This is a genomic window from Hydrogenophaga aromaticivorans, from assembly GCF_013387465.1.
GTDB lineage: Bacteria > Pseudomonadota > Gammaproteobacteria > Burkholderiales > Burkholderiaceae_C > Hydrogenophaga > Hydrogenophaga aromaticivorans.
This window is the reverse complement of record NZ_VYGV01000015.1, coordinates 219246-239072: the sequence shown is the minus strand read 5'-3', so window position 1 is coordinate 239072 and position 19827 is coordinate 219246. Positions and strand designations below refer to the sequence as shown.

13 protein-coding genes are annotated in these 19827 nt (G+C 59.7%); 9 read left to right on the top strand and 4 right to left on the bottom strand.

Features of this window, described 5'->3' with window-relative positions; genetic code table 11:
• Positions 1-24 precede the first annotated feature (24 nt).
• The 4 genes from yidC to rpmH form a co-directional block, all read right to left on the bottom strand.
• Positions 25-1725, bottom strand: a complete 1701-nt coding sequence (gene yidC, locus F3K02_RS16435) for a membrane protein insertase YidC (RefSeq protein ID WP_177136706.1) — start codon at positions 1723-1725, stop codon at positions 25-27.
• Positions 1722-2009 (bottom strand): membrane protein insertion efficiency factor YidD, encoded by a 288-nt coding sequence (yidD, locus tag F3K02_RS16430; protein ID WP_177136705.1) that lies wholly within the window; start codon positions 2007-2009, stop codon positions 1722-1724. Before yidD ends, yidC begins: the two co-directional genes overlap by 4 nt.
• The gene (locus F3K02_RS16425) at positions 1999-2433 is read right to left on the bottom strand and encodes a ribonuclease P protein component (RefSeq protein WP_177136704.1); all 435 of its coding nucleotides are present in this window, start codon (positions 2431-2433) and stop codon (positions 1999-2001) included. Before F3K02_RS16425 ends, yidD begins: the two co-directional genes overlap by 11 nt.
• 82 nt (positions 2434-2515) lie before the next feature.
• On the bottom strand, positions 2516-2650 hold the full coding sequence (gene rpmH, locus F3K02_RS16420; RefSeq protein WP_177136703.1) for a 50S ribosomal protein L34: 135 nt from the start codon (positions 2648-2650) through the stop codon (positions 2516-2518).
• Between the two features lie 221 nt (positions 2651-2871).
• Here rpmH and dnaA point away from each other — a divergent pair, with 221 nt between their 5' ends.
• From dnaA to F3K02_RS16375, 9 genes are all read left to right on the top strand, one after another.
• Positions 2872-4278, top strand: coding sequence for a chromosomal replication initiator protein DnaA (gene dnaA / locus F3K02_RS16415; RefSeq protein WP_177136702.1), 1407 nt, complete (start codon positions 2872-2874; stop codon positions 4276-4278).
• Positions 4279-4462: 184 nt separating this feature from the next.
• On the top strand, positions 4463-5569 hold the full coding sequence (dnaN, locus tag F3K02_RS16410) for a DNA polymerase III subunit beta (protein WP_177136701.1): 1107 nt from the start codon (positions 4463-4465) through the stop codon (positions 5567-5569).
• Positions 5570-5650: 81 nt separating this feature from the next.
• Complete coding sequence (gyrB, locus tag F3K02_RS16405; protein ID WP_177136700.1) at positions 5651-8296, top strand: DNA topoisomerase (ATP-hydrolyzing) subunit B; 2646 nt, start codon at positions 5651-5653, stop codon at positions 8294-8296.
• 175 nt (positions 8297-8471) lie between these two features.
• Complete coding sequence (locus F3K02_RS16400; protein WP_177136699.1) at positions 8472-10010, top strand: type I restriction-modification system subunit M; 1539 nt, start codon at positions 8472-8474, stop codon at positions 10008-10010.
• Complete coding sequence (locus tag F3K02_RS16395) at positions 10007-11122, top strand: restriction endonuclease subunit S (protein WP_177136698.1); 1116 nt, start codon at positions 10007-10009, stop codon at positions 11120-11122. The genes F3K02_RS16400 and F3K02_RS16395 overlap by 4 nt, the downstream gene beginning before the upstream one ends.
• A gap of 2 nt (positions 11123-11124) precedes the next feature.
• A complete protein-coding gene (locus tag F3K02_RS16390) occupies positions 11125-12876 on the top strand; it encodes a DUF262 domain-containing protein (RefSeq protein ID WP_177136697.1) in 1752 nt (583 codons plus the stop codon).
• Positions 12873-16277: a DEAD/DEAH box helicase family protein gene (locus tag F3K02_RS16385; RefSeq protein ID WP_177136696.1), complete on the top strand. Its 3405-nt coding sequence runs from the start codon at positions 12873-12875 to the stop codon at positions 16275-16277. The genes F3K02_RS16390 and F3K02_RS16385 overlap by 4 nt, the downstream gene beginning before the upstream one ends.
• An 83-nt stretch (positions 16278-16360) precedes the next feature.
• Positions 16361-17545 (top strand): hypothetical protein, encoded by a 1185-nt coding sequence (locus tag F3K02_RS16380; protein ID WP_177136695.1) that lies wholly within the window; start codon positions 16361-16363, stop codon positions 17543-17545.
• A 64-nt stretch (positions 17546-17609) separates the two neighbouring features.
• A complete protein-coding gene (locus F3K02_RS16375) occupies positions 17610-19796 on the top strand; it encodes a hypothetical protein (RefSeq protein WP_177136694.1) in 2187 nt (728 codons plus the stop codon).
• Positions 19797-19827 lie beyond the last annotated feature (31 nt).

Here is a 19827-nt window from a genome sequence, read left to right as displayed (position 1 = left end):
CGCAGCGGCGCAGGGGGACTCGATCTACTTCTTGAAAAGCTCCAACGGGTTCGTGATCTTCAACGGCACGCCCATGCGCTTGTTGATGAAAGCCTGCTGGGCGATCGTCAGGATGTTGTTCGTGATCCAGTACAGCACCAGGCCGGCCGGGAAGAAGAAGAACATCACCGAGAACATCAGCGGCATCATCCACATCAGCTTGGCCTGCAGCGGATCGGGTGGCAGCGGATTGAGCGCGGTCTGGATCACGGTGGTCACGGCCATCACCAGCGGCAGGATGAACCACGGATCGGGCGAAGACAGGTCGGTGATCCAGGCCATCCAGGGCGCATTGCGCATTTCGACGCTGGACAGCAGCACCCAGTACAGCGCGATGAACACCGGGATCTGGATCAGGATCGGGAAGCAGCCACCCAGCGGGTTGACCTTTTCCTCCCGGTACATCTTCATCATCTCCTGCTGCATCTGCTGCGGATTGCTCTTCAGGCGCTCGCGCATTTCCATGATGCGCGGGTTGATCGCCTTCATCTTGGCCATGCTCCTGTAAGCGCTGGCGTTGAGCCAGTAGAAAGCCGCCTTGATCAGCACCACCAGCAGCACGATCGCCCAGCCCCAGTTCTGCACGAAGCTGTGGATTTTTTCCAGCAACCAGTAGAGCGGTTTGGCCAGGATGGTCAGCCAGCCGTAGTCCTTGACCAGCTCCAGACCGGGGGTGATGACCTCCAGCACTTTTTCTTCCTGCGGACCGATGAAGAGCTGGGCCTCGACGGCCTTGCGCTGACCCGGCTCGATGGCCGGCAGGGTGGTGATGGCACCCACGGCATAGAGGTTGTTGTCCACGCGGCGGGCGAAGTTGTCACGCGCCACACCGCTGTCCAACACCCAGGCCGAAGCAAAGTAGTGCTGCACCATGGCCACGTAGCCGTCGGTCGAGCTCTTCTCGAAAGTCGCCTTGTTCTTGTCGATGTCGGCAAATTCGATCTTCTGGTACTTCTGCGCGCCGGTGTAGACGGCCGGGCCGGTGAAGGTGGAATAGAAGGGGGTTTCGCTGCTGGTCTTGTTGCCGTCTCGCACCAGCTGCACGTAGAGCTGCGGGCTCACGGCCTGGCCGCTGTTGTTCACCACTTCGTGCTGCACCGAGATGTCGTAACGACCTCGGGTCAGGGTGTAGGTCTTGACCAGCTTGACGCCACCCACCTCGGCCGACTCGAAGCGCACCTGCAGCTCGTTTTGCCCGTCGGTCAACGCCGTCGGGCCGGCCACCACGGTCATCGGTGTCTTGTGGGTGGGGAAGTTGCCCCCGATCAGGCCGGACTGTGCCAGATAGGTCTGGGTGTCGTTCTGGACCAGCAACGCAAACGGCTGCGTGCCCAGCGTCGTGCTCGCGTGCTTGAGCAGCTCGGCACCGATGAGCGAGCCACCCTCGGTGTTGAACACGAGCTTCAACACGTCGGTGGTGACTTCATGGCGAACCGCGGCGGGCGCCGGTGCGGGCGTGCCCTGTGGCGCCACGGCAGCGCCAGGCGTCGTTGTTGCTGGATTGCTGCCAGGAACCGACGCGTCGGCAGGGGTTGCCGGCGGGGCATCCTGAGCGGCGGGTGCGGTCACCGCCGCCGACGGGAAAAACGTCGGCGCTTTGCCGTTGTGGATCTGCCACTTGTCCCAGATCAGGACCATCGAGAAACCAAAAACCACCCACAGGATGGACCGACGGATGTCATTCATGACGGGTTCTTCTTTTCTGAGGAAGGGGAAACCAGATGGGAAAACAGGCTGGGCACCACATCGGGCACCGGATCGTGGCCACCCTCGCACCAGGGTCCGCAGCGACCCAGGCGCCTGAGCATGAGGTAGCCACCGGCCAGTGCACCGTGCCGCTCCAGCGCACCGATCGCATAGACGGAACAGGTGGGTTCAAAACGGCAGCTGCTGCCCAGCCAGGGACTGAGCAGCAAACGGTAGCCCTTGACCAGGCCCACCAACGCCTGGCGCGGCCAGTCAGACACCATGGGGCGCCTCCGTACTGGGGGCCACAACGGCCGGGCTGACCGGAGCAGGACCGATCACGCGGCCCAGCAACTGATCCAGCTCGGCGCGAACCGCGCGCTTGAGCACATCGGAAGTCGCACTCACAAACAGCTTGCGGCTGAACTCGCTGCGCAGGCGAACCACCAGCGCTGCCTGCGGCAAACCGGTCGCGACGTGGCGGGCGGCTTCGTAGATCTGGCGACGGATCGCGTTGCGCGTGACCGCGCGGCGCGCCCAGCGCTTGGGCAGGAGCACACCCAGCCAGACATCGGCCACAGGAAACAGGGGACGGCCCAAATGCTCGCTCACGAGCGACGCTCGGTGCAAGGCGAAGTGGGGGGTTTTGGCCACAGGGGCTCCCGCCATGACGGCCTGGAACTGCTGCCGGGACCGGATGCGCTGCATGGCCCGTTGCGCCTCACTATCGGTCACCGGAAGCCGGGAACGGAAGCTGGGACCGGCCAATACCGGCGGAGCACGTTCCGGCTCAGAGAGCCAGACGCTTGCGGCCCTTGGCGCGGCGAGCGTTGATCACGGCACGGCCGCCACGGGTCTTCATGCGGACGAGAAAGCCGTGGGTGCGGGCGCGGCGGACTTTGGATGGCTGGTAAGTGCGTTTCATGATGCTCAGTAAATGTCGGGGAAACCCGCAATTATCGCAAATAAAATCAAGGCCCGGCAAGCACTTGGCCGCTTTTCTGTCTGCCTTACTTCAGAAAGCCCCTGCCGGGCAGGGCAACACAGGGGGAGAACCGCCTTGTGGATAAGTCACCGGCCACACTACAATGGCCGGTCTGCCCCGAGTCATTTGTCCACAAAAATACAGCGTTCGCCTTTCCCAGCATGATCGAGGGCACCCCCCCAGACACCCCATCCAACGACGCCCAGCCCCTCTGGCTGGCCTGCGTCGACAAACTCGCGCAAGAAATCCCCGAGCAGCAGTTCAACACCTGGATCCGGCCGCTCTCAGCCAGCGTGTCCGCCGATGCCTCCAAGGTCGTGGTGTCGGTGGCCAACCGCTTCAAGCTGGACTGGATCCGGGCCCAGTACGCGTCCCGCATCGCCTTGCTGCTGGAGGCCATCCAGGGCACACCGGTGACTCTGGAGTTGGCGCTCGCTCCGCGTGAAGGCCCCAGCAGGACATCGCCTGCGCCCCGTACAATGCAGGACCAGGTGCTGGCCGAGCTGCCCGATCTGGCACCTGCAGAGATCACGAGCCCGCGCGCCCCCAAGTCCCGGCTCAACCCGGCGCTGACCTTCTCCACCCTGGTGGAAGGTTCGGCCAACCGCATGGCGCGAGCCGCGGCGATGCACGTGGCGGGCAGCCTAGGCCAGCTTTACAACCCGCTGTTCATCTACGGTGGCGTCGGCCTGGGCAAGACCCATTTGATGCACGCGATCGGCAACCACCTGCTGTCCGACCATCCACAGGCCAAAGTTCTCTACATCCACGCCGAACAATTCGTCTCGGATGTGGTCAAGGCCTACCAGCGCAAGACTTTTGACGAATTCAAGGCCCAGTACCACTCGCTGGACCTGCTGCTGATCGACGATGTGCAGTTCCTCGCCAACAAGGAGCGCACACAGGAGGAGTTTTTCAACGCCTTCGAAGCGCTGCTGGCCAAGAAGTCGCACATCGTGCTGACCAGCGACACCTACCCCAAGGGCCTGCCGGACATCCACGAGCGCCTGGTTTCGCGCTTCGATTCGGGCCTCACGGTGGCGATCGAGCCGCCCGAGCTGGAAATGCGCGTGGCGATCCTGATCAACAAGGCGGCGGTGGAAAACGCCGTCATGCCCGAGGAAGTGGCGTTTTTTGTCGCGAAGAACGTGCGCTCCAACGTGCGCGAACTCGAAGGCGCGCTGCGCAAGATCCTGGCCTATTCGCGTTTCAACCAGAAAGAGATCTCGATCCAGCTGGCGCGCGATGCGCTGAAAGACCTGCTGTCGATCCAGAACCGGCAGATCAGCGTCGAGAACATCCAGAAGACCGTGGCCGACTATTACAAGATCAAGGTCGCGGACATGTACAGCAAGAAGCGCCCGGCCAGCATCGCCCGGCCGCGCCAGATCGCCATGTTCATCGCCAAGGAGCTGACGCAGAAAAGCCTGCCCGAGATCGGCGAGCTGTTTGGCGGCCGCGACCACACCACGGTGCTGCACGCAGTGCGCAAGATCGGCGCCGAACGCCAGCAGAACACCGAGCTCAACCAGCAGCTGCACGTGCTGGAACAGACGCTCAAGGGCTGACCGGCGTGAGGCCGTGCGCACCCGCTCGCCACCGCCGGCACAGCCGGCATCTGACGGGACAGGTGTTTTCAGGAATCGCGCTTCAAAAAGGCGAAAATAGGCGGTATTTGGCTGACAGAAAGCCCTGCTTGGGGCAAGGGAAGTCCCACCCGCCAACCGGCAACCAGAGACGAAAGAGTCTGACATGATCGTTTTGAAATCGACCCAGGACAAGGTGTTGGCTGCGCTGCAGTCGGTCGCGGGCATCGTTGAACGCCGCCACACGCTGCCCATCCTGGCCAACGTGCTGGTGCGCAAGACCGGGTCGGCCGTGCAGCTGACCACCAGCGATCTGGAGATCCAGATCCGCACCACCGCGCAGCTCGACGGTGACGACGGCAACTTCGCCACCACCCTGGGTGCGCGCAAGCTGATCGACATCCTGCGCACCATGCCCGGCGACCAGTCCGTCAGCCTCGAATCGAGCGCCGGCAAGCTGATCCTCAAAGGTGGCAAGAGCCGCTTCACGCTGCAGAGCATGCCGGCCGAAGACTTCCCGCTGGTGCAGGAATCGGCCAGCTTCGGCCCGGTGTTTGCCGTGCCGCAGAAGACGCTGAAAAGCCTGCTGGGCCAGGTGTCGTTCGCCATGGCGGTGCACGACATCCGCTACTACCTGAACGGCATCCTGTTCGTGGCCGAAGGCAAGCAGCTCAGCCTGGTCGCCACCGACGGCCACCGCCTGGCTTTTGCCAGCGCCACGCTGGACGTGGAAGTGCCGAAGCAGGAAGTGATCCTGCCGCGCAAGACGGTGATCGAACTGCAGCGCCTGCTGTCCGACAAGGAAGGCGCGATCGAGATGCAGTTCGCGTCCAACCAGGCCAAGTTCAGCTTCGACGGCATGGAATTCGTCACCAAACTGGTCGAGGGCAAGTTCCCCGACTACAACCGCGTCATCCCGCGCAACCACAAGAACATCATCACGCTCGGCCGCGTGCCGCTGCTGGCCTCGCTGCAGCGCACCGCCATCATGACGAGCGAGAAGTTCAAGGGCGTGCGCCTGAACATCGAGCCCGGCGTGCTGCGCGTGGCTTCGAGCAACGCCGAGCAGGAAGAAGCGGTGGACGAACTCGACATCGATTACGGTGGCGACACCATCGAGATCGGCTTCAACGTCACCTACCTGATCGACGCGCTGCAGAACATGTCACAGGAAATGGTTCGCATCGAACTGTCCGACGGCAACAGTTCGGCGCTGCTCACGAACCCCGACGACAACGCCTTCAAATACGTTGTCATGCCGATGCGGATTTGATCGTTCCCGATCCAGGTCCCCCCAAAGCCCGACCCGCTGCACAGCGGGTTTGGCCTTTCTAGCGTTTCTGAAAAGTCCACCATGTCCGAAGCCAACAAGCCCGCAGAACCCGAATCCGTTGCCGTCAACACCGGTGAAGCAGGGTCCGCCAGCTCCAATTTCCAGCCCACCATCGACGCCCACCAGGCCGGCGCGAGCGAAGGGTATGGCGAGGGTGCGATCCAGATCCTGGAAGGGCTGGAAGCGGTGCGCAAGCGCCCGGGCATGTACATCGGCGACACGTCCGACGGCACCGGCCTGCACCACCTGGTGTTCGAGGTGGTGGACAACTCGATCGACGAAGCGCTGGCCGGCCACTGCGATGACATCGTCGTCACCATCCACAGCGACAACTCGATCAGCGTCACCGACAACGGCCGCGGCATCCCCACCGGCGTGAAGATGGACGACAAGCACGAGCCCAAGCGCTCGGCCGCCGAAATCGCGCTGACCGAGCTGCACGCCGGCGGCAAGTTCAACCAGAACAGCTACAAGGTCTCGGGCGGCCTGCACGGCGTGGGCGTGAGCTGCGTGAACGCGCTCTCGCAATGGCTGCGCCTGACCGTGCGCCGCGAAGGCCTGGTGCACCAGATCGAGTTCGCGCGCGGCTTCGTGCAGAACCGCCTGCTGGAAACCACCCCGAACGGCATCGAGATCTCGCCCATGCGGACCTCGGGCGCGACCGAGAAGCGCGGCACCGAAGTGCACTTCCTGCCCGACTACGACATCTTCAAAGAAAACGCCGACTTCCACTACGAGATCCTGTCCAAGCGCCTGCGCGAACTCTCGTTCCTGAACAACGGCGTGCGCATCCGCCTGAAGGACGAACGCAGCGGCAAGGAAGACGACTTCTCCGGCGCCGGCGGCGTCAAGGGCTTCGTCGATTTCATCAACAAGGGCAAGACAGTTCTGCACCCCAACGTGTTCCACGCGCTGGGCGACCGTGCGAGTGACCAGGGCACCAACATCGGCGTTGAAGTCGCGATGCAGTGGAACAGCGGCTACAACGAGCAGGTGCTCTGCTTCACCAACAACATCCCGCAGCGCGACGGCGGCACCCACCTGACCGGCCTGCGCGCCGCGATGACGCGCGTCATCAACAAGTACATCGAAGAAAACGAGTTCGCCAAGAAGGCCAAGGTCGAAGTCACTGGCGACGACATGCGCGAAGGCCTGTGCTGCGTGCTCAGCGTCAAGGTGCCCGAGCCCAAGTTCAGCAGCCAGACCAAAGACAAGCTGGTGTCCAGCGAAGTGCGCGGTCCGGTGGAAGACATCGTCAGCCGCCTGCTGAGCGACTATTTGCAGGAACGCCCGAACGACGCCAAGATCATCTGCGGCAAGATCGTCGAAGCCGCCCGCGCCCGCGAGGCTGCGCGCAAGGCGCGCGAAATGACGCGCCGCAAAGGCGTGCTCGACGGCATGGGCCTGCCCGGCAAACTGGCCGACTGCCAGGAAAAAGACCCGGCGCTGTGCGAGATCTACATCGTCGAGGGCGACTCCGCCGGCGGCTCCGCCAAGCAGGGCCGCGACCGCAAGTTCCAGGCGATCCTGCCGCTGCGCGGCAAGATCCTGAACGTGGAAAAAGCGCGCTACGAAAAGCTGCTCACCTCCAACGAAATCCTGACGCTCATCACCGCGCTGGGCACCGGCATCGGCAAAGCCGGCGGTGACGGCAATGGCAACGGCGGCTCGGGCGGCACCGGCGCCGACGACTTCAACGTCGCCAAGCTGCGCTACCACCGCATCATCATCATGACCGACGCCGACGTCGACGGCGCCCACATCCGCACCCTGCTGCTCACCTTCTTCTACCGCCAGATGCCCGAGCTGGTCGAGCGCGGCCACATCTACATCGCCCAGCCGCCGCTTTACAAAGTGAAGGCCGGCAAGGAAGAGCTGTACCTGAAAGACGGCCCCGCGCTGGACGGCTTCCTGCTGCGCATCGCGCTGAAAGACGCCAAGGTGTCCACCGGCGGTGCGACCAACACCGTGCTCGAAGGCGACACCCTGGGCGAGCTCGCCCGCAAGCACCAGGTGGCGGAGCGCGTGATCACGCGCCTGTCCAACTTCATGGACGCCGAAGCCCTGCGCGCCATGGCCGACGGCGTGTCCATCAAGCTCGACACCGTGGAAGAGGCCGAAGCCAGCGCCGTGGCGCTGCAAGCCAAGCTGCGCGAACTCACCACCAGCGGCGTGCCCGCCGAAGTGGCCGGCGAGTTTGACGCCCGCACCGACAAACCCATCCTGCGCATCAGCCGCCGCCACCACGGCAACATCAAGAGCAGCATCATCACGCAGGACTTCGTGCACGGCGCCGACTACGCGGCTCTGGCCACCGCCGCCGACACCTTCCGCGGCCTGCTGGGCGAAGGCGCCAAGGTCATGCGCGGCGAAGGCGACAAGCAGAAAGAAGAAAAGGCCAGCGACTTCCGCACCGCCATGCAGTGGCTCATCAGCGAAGCCGAGCGCACCACCAGCCGCCAGCGCTACAAAGGCCTGGGCGAAATGAACCCCGCCCAGCTCTGGGAAACCACCATGGACCCCACCGTGCGCCGCCTGCTGCGCGTGCAGATCGACGACGCGATCGAAGCCGACCGCGTGTTCACGATGCTGATGGGTGATGAGGTGGAACCGCGGCGGGATTTCATTGAAACCAACGCGCTGCGGGCGGGGAATATCGACGTCTGATGACCATTGTAGAGAGACCCATAAGCTGAGAAACCAGGACCCATAAGTTGAGAAACTTATGGGTCTCTTTCTTTGGGTAGTCGTTTTCTTAGCGCTCTCGCGTCTCTGGTTACCATTGCTGACAACCACCAGCGGCGTCAGCGCGTCCCTGGTCAACGCTCTCTCAGGGAAACGCATGCTCACAGGTGAAATCCGCAGCCAAACCGACGCCATCTGGAACGCCTTCTGGTCTGGCGGCATCTCGAATCCCATGGAGGTGCTGGAGCAAATCACCTATCTCCTGTTCATCCGCCGCCTGGATGATGCGCACACGCTGGAGGAGAGCAAGTCTCAACTGCTCAAGATTGCGATGACCCATCGGGTATTCCCGGTGGGTAAGGACGTCAAAGGTCGGGCTTACGACGACCTGCGCTGGTCGAGGTTAAAGAACTTCGCCCCCGCCGAGATGTACACGGTGGTCGGCGAACACGTGTTCCCATTCCTGCGCGAGATGGGGGGTGATGGCTCCACATACAGCCAGCACATGAAAGATGCGCGGTTCACCATTCCCACGCCCGGCTTGCTGGCCAAGGTCGTGGACATGTTGGACCACTTGCCCATGGAGGACCGGGACACCAAGGGTGACCTTTATGAGTACATGCTCGGCAAGATTGCCGCGGCCGGACAGAACGGCCAGTTCCGCACGCCGAGACACATCATCAAGCTGATGGTCGCGCTCACGTCGCCGACGCCCAAGGACGTTATTTGTGACCCGGCCAGCGGCACCTGCGGCTTCCTGGTCGCTGCTGGTGAGTACCTGCGCGAGATGCACCCCGAACTGTTCAACGACGCATCAGCCAGGGCGCACTTTCACCATGCCATGTTCCATGGCTACGACTTCGACAACACCATGCTACGCATCGGCAGCATGAACATGGCGCTTCACGGGGTCGAGAACCCCGACATTCGCTACAAGGACTCCCTCGCCCAAGACCACGCCGGCGACGAAGAAAAGTACAGCCTCATCCTGGCGAACCCACCGTTTGCGGGCAGCCTGGACTACGAGAACACCGCCAAAGACCTGCAGAGCATTGTCAAGACCAAAAAGACCGAGTTACTTTTCCTGGCGCTGTTCCTGCGCTTGCTGAAGCCAGGTGGCCGGGCAGCAGTCATCGTGCCAGACGGCGTGCTCTTCGGCTCAAGCAAGGCACACAAAGAACTGCGTCGCATGCTGGTAGAAGAACAAAAGCTTGACGGAATCGTGTCGCTGCCGGCCGGTGCCTTCAAGCCCTACGCGGGTGTGTCCACCGCCATTCTTCTGTTCACCAAGACAAACTCGGGCGGCACGGACCACGTGTGGTTCTACGACATGCAGGCCGACGGCTGGAGCCTGGACGACAAGCGCCAGCCGCTGTTGGGGGAAGCCAAGCTGGGTCCGACACCGACCTCACCACTCAGCGAGACCGAGCACGCGAAGAACAACCTGCCCGATGCGCTGTCGCGCTGGGTCCAGCGTAGTGGCAGCGAGAAGAGCCGACCGCGCACTGCACAGAGCTTCTGCGTGCCCAAAGCTGACATTTCCGCGCAGGACTATGACCTGAGCCTCAACCGCTACAAGGAAGTGGTGCACCGGATGGTCGAGCATGAATCACCGCTAACCATCTTGTCCAATCTGAAAACCTTGGAGGCCGAGATTCAGGCGGGCATGGAGGAGTTGGAGGGGATGCTGAAGTGACAGCTACTCGAATTGCGCTCGCGGACTTCTGCCAGATTGTTCAAGGCGGCCGTCATAAGCTCTCCGGCAATGACTTTGTCGAGCACGGCTTTCCCGCATATGGTGCGGGCGGCATGAACGGGCTGCTACCGGCGTTCGAGTTTGAAGAGGCGGCCGTTGTTCTTTCATCCATTGGCGCTCGCTGCGGCAAGTGTTTCTATGTCGATGGGAAATGGTCCAGCCTTGCCAACACGCAGGTAATTCGCCCTGACCCAGAAAAGGCAGATTGCAGGTTCCTTTGGCACCAGCTTAACGATGAGTCGCGCTGGCCAAGGTCCGGCACTGGTCAACCATTTATCAAGCCAAGTGATGTAAAGAGGCACTTGGTCCATCTTCCATCACTCGACGAACAACGCCGTATCGCCGATATCCTTGACAAAGCCGACACCCTGCGAACAAAGCGCCGCGAGTCCTTAGTCCAACTCGACCGGCTCACCCAGTCGATTTTTGTGGAAATGTTTGGAGACCCAGTTGCGAATCCAAAGCAATACCCAACATTTCCGCTGTCGGCATTAGTCGAACCTGAACGCGGGATTACGTACGGCATTGTTCAGCGAGGTGAAGACTGCGAAGAAGGCATCCCCGTACTTCGAATCCGGGACCTAGCCGACGAAGAGATTGACATTGCCAAACTGAAGAGGACTTCGCCGGAAGTGTCCGCCCAGTACCGACGCACCATTCTTCGAGGGGGGGAGATTGCCATCTCAATTCGTGGCACCGTTGGCCGGTGTTGCATAGTTACAAGTGCACTTGCGGGGGGCAACGTTTCACGAGAAATCGCCTTGGTGCCGCTGCAGTCTAGAGTCTCTCCAGTTTTCGTGCAGCAGGTAATTCGCTCTACGTCGGTCCAAAGACTAATCGCCGACGACGTAAAGGGGGTAGCACAGAGTGGTATTAATTTAGAGGATTTGCGGCAGTTGCGTGTAGTTCAACCGCCTGCCGAAGAGATAGAAGCTTTTGAAGCCCGCGCTGCTGTTGTCGCCAGACTCTTGCGCGATGTCAGAAGTGGAATAGCCAAGTTGACCCAACTGACGACCACACTCCAACACCGAGCCTTTCAGGGAGCGCTCTGACGATGCAGCAACAGAACATCCCCATCGGCACACTGGTCGACATGTACAAGCGAGGCGAGCTGCGCTTGCCGGAAATCCAGCGCCACTACGTCTGGCGAGCCACCAGGGTGCGTGACCTGCTGGATTCGTTGTACCGCGGCTACCCCAGTGGCTCCATCCTGATGTGGGAGACCGATGAGCCGGTGCCCACGCGCGACTTCGCCATTGCGCAGGACACCAATGCCTTCGCCGGCCGCAAGTTGCTGCTGGACGGCCAACAGCGCCTCACTTCATTGACGGCGGTGCTGAGCGGCACGCCGGTGCAGGTGCGCGGGCGCAAGCGTCCCATCGACATCCTGTTCAACCTGGACCACCCTGAGGGTCCGCCAACCTATGACACTGAGGTGACTGGCGACGAGGACTCGCCAACCGCCGCTGATGACGAGCTGACCGACGATGCGGAAGATGGTGACGAGGGCGCTGGAACCGAAGACGGTGAAGTTGGCGACAACGCCCTGCAAGCCAAGCTGAACCGCCGTACCTTCGTGGTGGCCAGCAAGAACCTGGCGGCTTTGCCCAACTGGGTGTCCGTGACCGAGGTGTTCGGCACCGCAAACGATGCGCAGATGCTCAAGAAGGCTGGCATCACTTCCTTCGACGACCCGCGCTTCCAGCAGTACTCCGACCGGCTGAAGAAGCTGCGAGCCATCAAGGACTACCCCTACGCGGTGCACGTGCTGGAACGCAGCATGAGCTACGAGGAGGTGACCGAAATCTTCGTGCGGGTGAACTCACTGGGCGCGAAGCTGAAGTCGTCTGACCTGGCGCTGGCGCAGATGACCTCGCGTTGGCCCAACATGCTGAAGGAACTGGAGGCGTTCCAGGAGGAGTGTGAGAAGAGCTACTTCACCATCGACCTGGGCCACTTGGTGCGCGCCATCGTGGTGTTCGCCACCCAGCAGTGCCTGTTCCGCAGCGTGGCCAGCACGCCGGTGAACAAGCTCAAGGCCGGCTGGGTCGAGGCCCAGGAGGGGCTGCGCTTTGCAATCAACTTTTTGCGCAGCAACGCCGGCATAGAGGATGAGTCACTGCTGTCCTCCCCGATGTTCTTCCACGCCATTGCGGCCGTGAGCCGCAAAAAGGACAACAAGCTCAGTGCTGACGAGCAACGACGGCTGCTCCACTGGTTACTGGTGGCCAATGCGAGGGGGCGCTATTCGCGCGGCTCTACCGAGACCCTGCTCAACGAAGACCTTGCCATCATCTTCCGCAGCGGTAACGTGGCGGCACTGATGGAGCCAGTGAAGCGGCAGTTTGGGCGATTGCATGTGGAAGCCGGTGACCTGGCCGGCCGCGGCGTGAGCAGCCCGCTGTTCTCACTGGCCTACCTAGCGCTGAAGGCGGCGGGCGCCAAGGACTGGTATAGCGGTCTGGGCCTGTCGCTGACGCACCAGGGCAAGCTTCATTTCATTCAGTGGCACCACGTGATTCCAAAGTCTCTGCTCAAAGAAAAGTATGAGACTGGCGAAATCAATGAAATTGCCAACATGGCTTTCATCACAGGCCAGACCAACCGGCGCATCAGCAACAAGGAAGCTTCTCAGTATCTAAAGGATGTCATTGCCAAGCAGGGGGTGGAAGCATTGGAAAGCCAGTGTGTACCGACCAACCCGGCGCTGTGGTCAACCGAGGCCTACCGTGACTTCCTCAAAATGCGGCGAGAGGCGCTGGCGCAAAGAATGAACGCGTTCATCAGGGAGAAATCAGCTACATGAGCAACTTTGCCTTCCTTCAGTCCGAATGGTCCCAGCTTTTTGAAGCCGCCACCAAGGCTGAAGGACTGGCGAACGCCGATGCCCGCGCTGCCTGCTTCTACACCCGCCGAACCCTTGAGTTGACGGTCGCGTGGATGTACGCACACGACACCTCACTGCGCCACCCGTACCAAGACAACCTGAGCGCCTTCATCCACGAACCGAGCTTCAAGGCCACGGTCGGAGACGCGTTGTTCACCAAGGCCAGACTCATCAAGGACCTGGGCAACTTGGCGGTCCACAGCACGCGCAAGGTAGCCACGACCGACGCGGTCAACGCCATCCGGGAACTGTTCCATTTCTGCTACTGGCTCGCTCGCACCTACGGTCGCACCCAGCGTCCAGCGCCTGGATTGGGCTTCTCCGTCACGTTGCTGCCAGCGGCCACTGGTGTCGCCCTCCAATCTGCAGAGCAGCTCCAGAAGCTGGAAAGTAGCTTGAAGGAGCGCGACGACAAACTGGCCGCTGCCCTAAAAGACAAGGCGGCCCTGTCGGAAGAACTAAAGAAGCTCCAGGAAGAGGTGGCGGCCGCCAAAAAGGCGAGTGCGGCGGTACCCGACACACACGACTACTCCGAAGCGGCCACGCGCAAGGCATTCATCGACGTACTGCTCAAGGAGGCCGGCTGGAACCTCAACCCAGCTGTGAACTTCGAGGTGGAAGTCATCGGCATGCCCAACAACGAGGGCAAGGGCTTTGTGGACTACGTACTCTGGGGCGACGACGGTAAGCCCCTAGCCCTGATTGAAGCCAAGCGAACCACCAAGAGCCCCAGTGTGGGCCAACAGCAGGCCAAGCTCTATGCCGACTGCCTGGAAAACATGTTTGGCCAGCGCCCGCTCATCTTCTACTCCAACGGCTATGAGCACTGGTTCTGGAACGACCACGCGTACCCGCCCCGGTCAGTGCAGGGCTTCTACAAGAAGGACGAACTAGAACTCGCCATTCAACGGCGAAGCAGCCGCAAGGCCCTGGCAGAAGCTGTCATCGACCAGACCATCGTTGAGCGCTACTACCAGACGCGCGCCGTCCGACGGGTGGGGCACACGTTTGAGGTGGACCATCAGCGGCGGTCTCTGCTGGTCATGGCCACGGGTTCCGGCAAGACCCGCACCGTGATTTCTCTGGTGGATGTGTTGATGCGTTGCAACTGGGCAAAGCGGGTGCTGTTTCTGGCCGACCGGGTGGCCCTCGTCAACCAGGCGGTCAATGCGTTCAAGAAGCACCTGCCGGACGCATCACCCGTCAATCTGGTCACCGACAAAAACACCGAGGGCCGGGTATTCGTCTCCACCTACCCGACCATGATGGGGTTGATTGACGATGTCGGAAATGGCCAGCGACGCTTTGGCGTGGGCCATTTCGACCTCATCATCATCGACGAAGCGCACCGCTCGGTCTATCAGAAGTACGGCACCATCTTTCAGTACTTCGACTCATTGCTGGTCGGACTGACCGCCACTCCCAAGGACGAGATTGACCACAACACTTACGGTCTATTTGGTTTGGAGGATGGGGTACCCACGGATGCGTACAGCCTAGACGAAGCAGTGGCCGACGGGCATCTGGTGCCCCCGGTGGCCATCTCCGTGCCACTCAAGATTCAGCGAGACGGACTCCGCTACGACGAGCTCAGTGAAGAGGAGAAAGAGCGCTGGGATGAGCTCGATTGGGATGAGGAAGGCAACACCCCCACCGAAGTGAACGCAGAAGCCGTCAACAAGTGGTTCTTCAACGAAGATACCGTTGACAAGGTGCTGGCCACGCTTATGACCCACGGCCAGAAGGTGGCCGGGGGCGACCGCTTGGGCAAGACCATCGTCTTTGCCAAGAACAATGACCACGCTGACTTCATCGCCAAACGGTTTGATGCCAACTATCCCCACCACAACGGGCACTTCGCTCGCGTAGTGACCTACAAGACCGAATACGCGCAAAGTCTCATCGACGATTTCTCCCAAAAGGAGCGGGCGCCGCACATCGCCATATCGGTGGACATGCTGGACACGGGAATTGATGTGCCAGAGGTGGTCAATCTCGTGTTCTTCAAAGTCGTGCGCTCCAAAACCAAGTTCTGGCAGATGGTTGGCCGGGGAACGCGTTTGTGCACGGACCTGTTTGGCCCGGGCCAGGACAAGAAAAATTTCTTCATCTTCGACTTCTGCCAAAACCTGGAATTCTTCAGTCAGAACCCAGACCTCCGAGAGGGGGCCGCCCAGCCCCCGCTGAGCGCGCGCTTGTTCAGGGCGCGGTTGACCTTGATTGGTGAGCTGGATGGGCAGTTGGCCGCGCAACTCCTCGCCGGAGAACCGCAGCCTGCCCCCTATGGAGGACACCTGACCTTGGCAGAGCTGCGGTCAGAGACGGCGTCGCTGCTGCATCAGGCCGTTGCAGCCATGCGGTTGGACAACTTCGTGGTGAGGCCTGAACGGCAACTGGTTGAACGCTTCGCACAAAACAGCACCTGGGCAACACTGACCCCGGAAGACGTCATTGCGTTGAGTAGCCGTGTGGCCTTATTGCCCTCCGAGCTGGTTGACGATGATGAAGAAGCCAAACGATTTGACATGCTTGTGCTGCGTACCCAGCTATCAATATTGAAGGCGGAAACCGAGTTCGTAGGGCTAAAAAGCAAGCTGCAAGCTATCGCCAGCGCGTTGGAAGAGCAAACAGCCATCCCCGCCATCAAAGCCGAGTACGTGCTCATCCAGTCAGTGGTGAGTGATGAATGGTGGGAAGGCGTCACCGTACCCATGCTCGAGACCGTACGGAGGCGTTTGCGGGCCCTTGTGAAGCTGCTGCCTAAAAGTCAGAAGAAGGTGGTCTATACCGACTTCGAGGACGAGCTGGGAGAGCTGTCGCCAGTGGACCTGCCGCATGTGACCGTCGGACTGAACATGGCGAGGTTCAAGGAAAAGGCTCGGCATTTCCTCAAAGCCCATGAATCCCACCTCTCGCTGCAGCGCCTGCGCCGCAACCAGCCGCTGACCCCCTCTGACCTGGTCGAGTTCGAGAAGATGCTGCTCGACGCTGGGGGCTCGAAGGCCCTCATCGATGAGGCATGCGTGCAGAGCCAAGGCCTGGGCCTGTTCGTACGCTCCCTGGTGGGCCTTGACCGCGAAGCGGCGATGCAAGCTTTCAGCGAACTGCTGCAAGGCGGCACCGCAACCCCCTCCCAGATTGAGTTCATCGAACTCATCGTGCAAGAGCTGACCCAGAACGGCGTGATGCATGCAGAGCGGCTCTTTCAGTCGCCCTTTACGGATGTGAACGCGCAGGGCCCGCTGGGGATTTTTCCGCCGGCGAAGGTGACCACGATGGTCCAAGTGCTTGAGGATATACGCGGGCGGGCGGTGGCTTGACCAATCCCATTTCTAAAAATATCAAAAAGCAAATCCCCGCATCTGTGTTGCATGTTGCAAGGTCATTAGAGTCTCAACATTAAATGCTTACCTTCCCAGCCATCGCATTCCCCAGACCGCTCGAAGAGTTTCTTCAAGAAGTACGGCAATCTCCCGGTCAAGCAATGAAGATGCCTATCCAACTCCGCTGGGGGGGAGGACTCGGTGCAAACGTTCAAGCGATGCAAGTTATCGCGACATGGGCTCGCGGTGAAGCGGCTGGCAGAGACCTCCGACTCCCGGCCGCTTTTGCAACTCAGGAAAACACTCGCGAACGATTTGCAACGACTCTCCCAGGAATGGCTGCTCTGTACTTCGCGCAATCCATTCATTGTGACGGCGAGCCGTTCAGTCGATTCAAGGCGTTGGCGGGTATCAAGCCAAAAATTGATGCTATGCAATCTGGTGCCTACCGTGACACTTTGCGAGGTCAAGGTGCAGCATTGTGCTGTTTCATAGGTGCCAAAAATGAATTTCTCACCCCTCTCTATGCCCGCCCCAGCGCTGGAGAAGTTCGTGAAGTTACTGATTTTCGGATATTGCTACCGAGGATTCTGACTCAATTGGGGGTCCGAGAAGATGCAATGAACGAGGGACAGCTCGATTACCTGAGCGGGCTTCTCTATCAGCTATTCCTAAACTCGGATGAACATGGGTCATTCGACATCTCTGGCGAGCGCTACGAGCTCGGAATTCGAGGAATTGCTGTACGACTCTTGTCCGTTTCAGACGTCGCGGCTCTGACCACACTAGCTGGGGACGACTCCGCCCTTAAGACCTACCTCCTGAAGCAGGCCTTCCGCGGCAAAGGAAAAGAGCGCGAGATAATTGCGGGAGAACACTTGCCTTTTGAGCCAATGCAACTATTGGAAATTTCAGTTTTCGACACTGGGCCGGGACTCGCATTGCGTTGGCTATCAAAGAGCATTGGACGCAGAAGTTACACGGAGATACCTCATGAGGAAGAGCTTGAAGCAGTGAAGACGTGCTTTCAAAAACACGCAACTTCGAAGGCGAGCCAATTCAAGGGGCAAGGACTGTCCATGGCGCTTATGGCACTAAAGCGCTTGAATGCTTTTATGACGCTCCGTACTGGACGCCTAAGCCTATATCAAGACCTGTCGCGTACTGATACTGCAGAGTTCGCACCAAGGAATCGATTCTCAAATCTGAGGCGCCCTGCAGAGATTGCCGGCACCAGTTACTCCATCTGCTTAAGGGTGAAGTGAAATGCTAGGCCCTACTGGATTATTTTGTTTTCGCCATTGTGTTCGCGCTGGGCAACCTGACGAATTGCACTACGCTTTCGCCTATAAACCACCTGGCCCCATGACCCGCGGGTCGCTTGATGAGTTGATGCTTGCAATGTGCAAGGGGCCCCACCTTCCCGATGCCGTTGTCGTGGTGGGACTCGCTGAGGACACTATTGTTAACTTGCTCCTTGAGCTAAGAGCGGACACTTCACTTGTGGCTCAACAACGTCTTCAAGGTCGAATTCCTTTACTTTTTGCAAAATTCAACTTAACGACGGGAGTGGTCCGTGCCACGCTCCTCGACAAGACCTTCAAAACTCGGATGACTGAATTCAAGTCGGTCGTCGAGGATGGGGTCAGAGACTGGATTCATTCAGGCCTCCAAGCTGTTTTCGACCCGAAGGAAGTAGTGCTGCGAGCCCCGCCGGGATATGCCTATCAAAAGCCCTCTGGCGGGCGGTCCGAGCTGTTTCTCAAGCCGGACCTAGCGCTGAAATCGTCAGCAATAGTCGGGTTCGTCGGGTTGGCGCTGTTTCACAAGTTGTTCTCAGGCCGAATAAGACGGTTTGCTGCGTTACAGACGGTATTTGTGGACACCATGGCTATCTCCCCGATAGCTTATGGATTGCGCGAACTCTTGGAACTCTGTGGCTACAAACAACCTTTCCACATCGAAAGCTTTCACTCATACGGTGGGTTTGATGAGGTGCGTCGTCCTTTTAAGGGAACGTCACTTTGTTTGATATCGGCATCTACTTCGATGTCGCTTCACGAGCAATGGATAACCAAAAAGGAAGTTGCAGTTGATGACGTAGTCACACTCCTAACACTCAGCTCCGCGAAAATCTTCAAGGATGGTGCCCTTTTGGCTATTGATGCCCCTGGCTATAGGTCTTCAGCGGGGCCTGCACAGCTAAGTATCCGTATCAAAGGTGAAACATTCCTACCAGAACAGGAATCTTCAAAAAAAGTCTTGCTTACGGATGCCCACCATCGAAGTGATGATGAAGTTGCGCATTTTTGTACGTTTGCGGGAAAACAAGTATTTGACGTTTTCCGGCGGCCCCCGCGCGGAAATTCGAAACCCCGAGCCTTGTATGTAGATGGCGCAATGCTCACTCTTCAGCCTGAGTTCTTGAGTTGGCTCGATGCTCGCCTAGTTCAATCGGTCAAGGCTGCGACTCGAGTTATTGTGTACCAAGACGATTCACCGTCCATGGATATGGCAACCTATGTCCTCGAATTTTGTAGAACAAAGCTGAGGTTGGAAGACCTAAAATTGATATCAACGAGTGCCCTGCCCACCGCAGACTTGGACAAAGATTCAGGTGTTGTAGTTTGCGCTGCCGTGGTTGGAAAGGGGTCACAACTACTTGAGATAAGCCGGGGTTTGCGTGACAAACATGAAGGGCCACGTCTCTACATCGTGGGGTATCAAGTATCTGAAACGCGCAGCGAACTTTTGGCATTGGATGCCAACCTTAAGCACTCCAAATCCGTTCCTTATGAAGTGGCAAAGTTTGGCCAGGCCGCTATTGGTACCCAGCTAGGCGCATCCTTTGCCTCTGAGGTGGGGACGTACTATCCGCCTTCTGTGGACCTTTCCAGCATGCCCAAGCTGCTCGCGATGAGAGCCAAGATTCTTGGTACTACATTGGCAGCCAACAAAATGGTCTTTCTCCCGCACGGTGAAAGAGTCGATAGCGAAATGCGGTTGCGCGCTGGTTTTGCATACTGGCCAAACAGCTATGCGCCACAACCCTGTCATCCGGAGGTGATTGCCACTGTCGCCGTCTTACTACAACGAGCCCGCGAACACGAAAAGCTCTCAGAAGAGCGTCGACTATCCTCTGCGAGTTTTCGGCATGTGGTCCTCGCACCTGAGAACTTCACAAGATTCAATGACGGCGTTTTGCAGGCCGCATTGCTTCGATGTGCCTATCCCTCGGAACTGGACTACCGCGGAGACCATGCGGCGAGCGACTTCATGAAGTCGGTCATCCTCAGGGCGCTCAGTAGGGCGACACAGGAATCGGGGGAGGCCACCTTGGAGTTCCTACTCGCACTTGCTCAGCATCGCTTGCTACTCTCAGAACCTCACCTCAAGGAAGTACATGCGGTTATCGCGGAGCAGGGAGGTCGCCCAGCCGCCCTTCAGCGCGCCATCGACTTTATCTCTCGTTTGAAAGCCTCAACTCTCACCCCAAAAAGCAAGATGCCTTTTTAGGCCTTTTCCCGCTACAACGCAGACCACAACG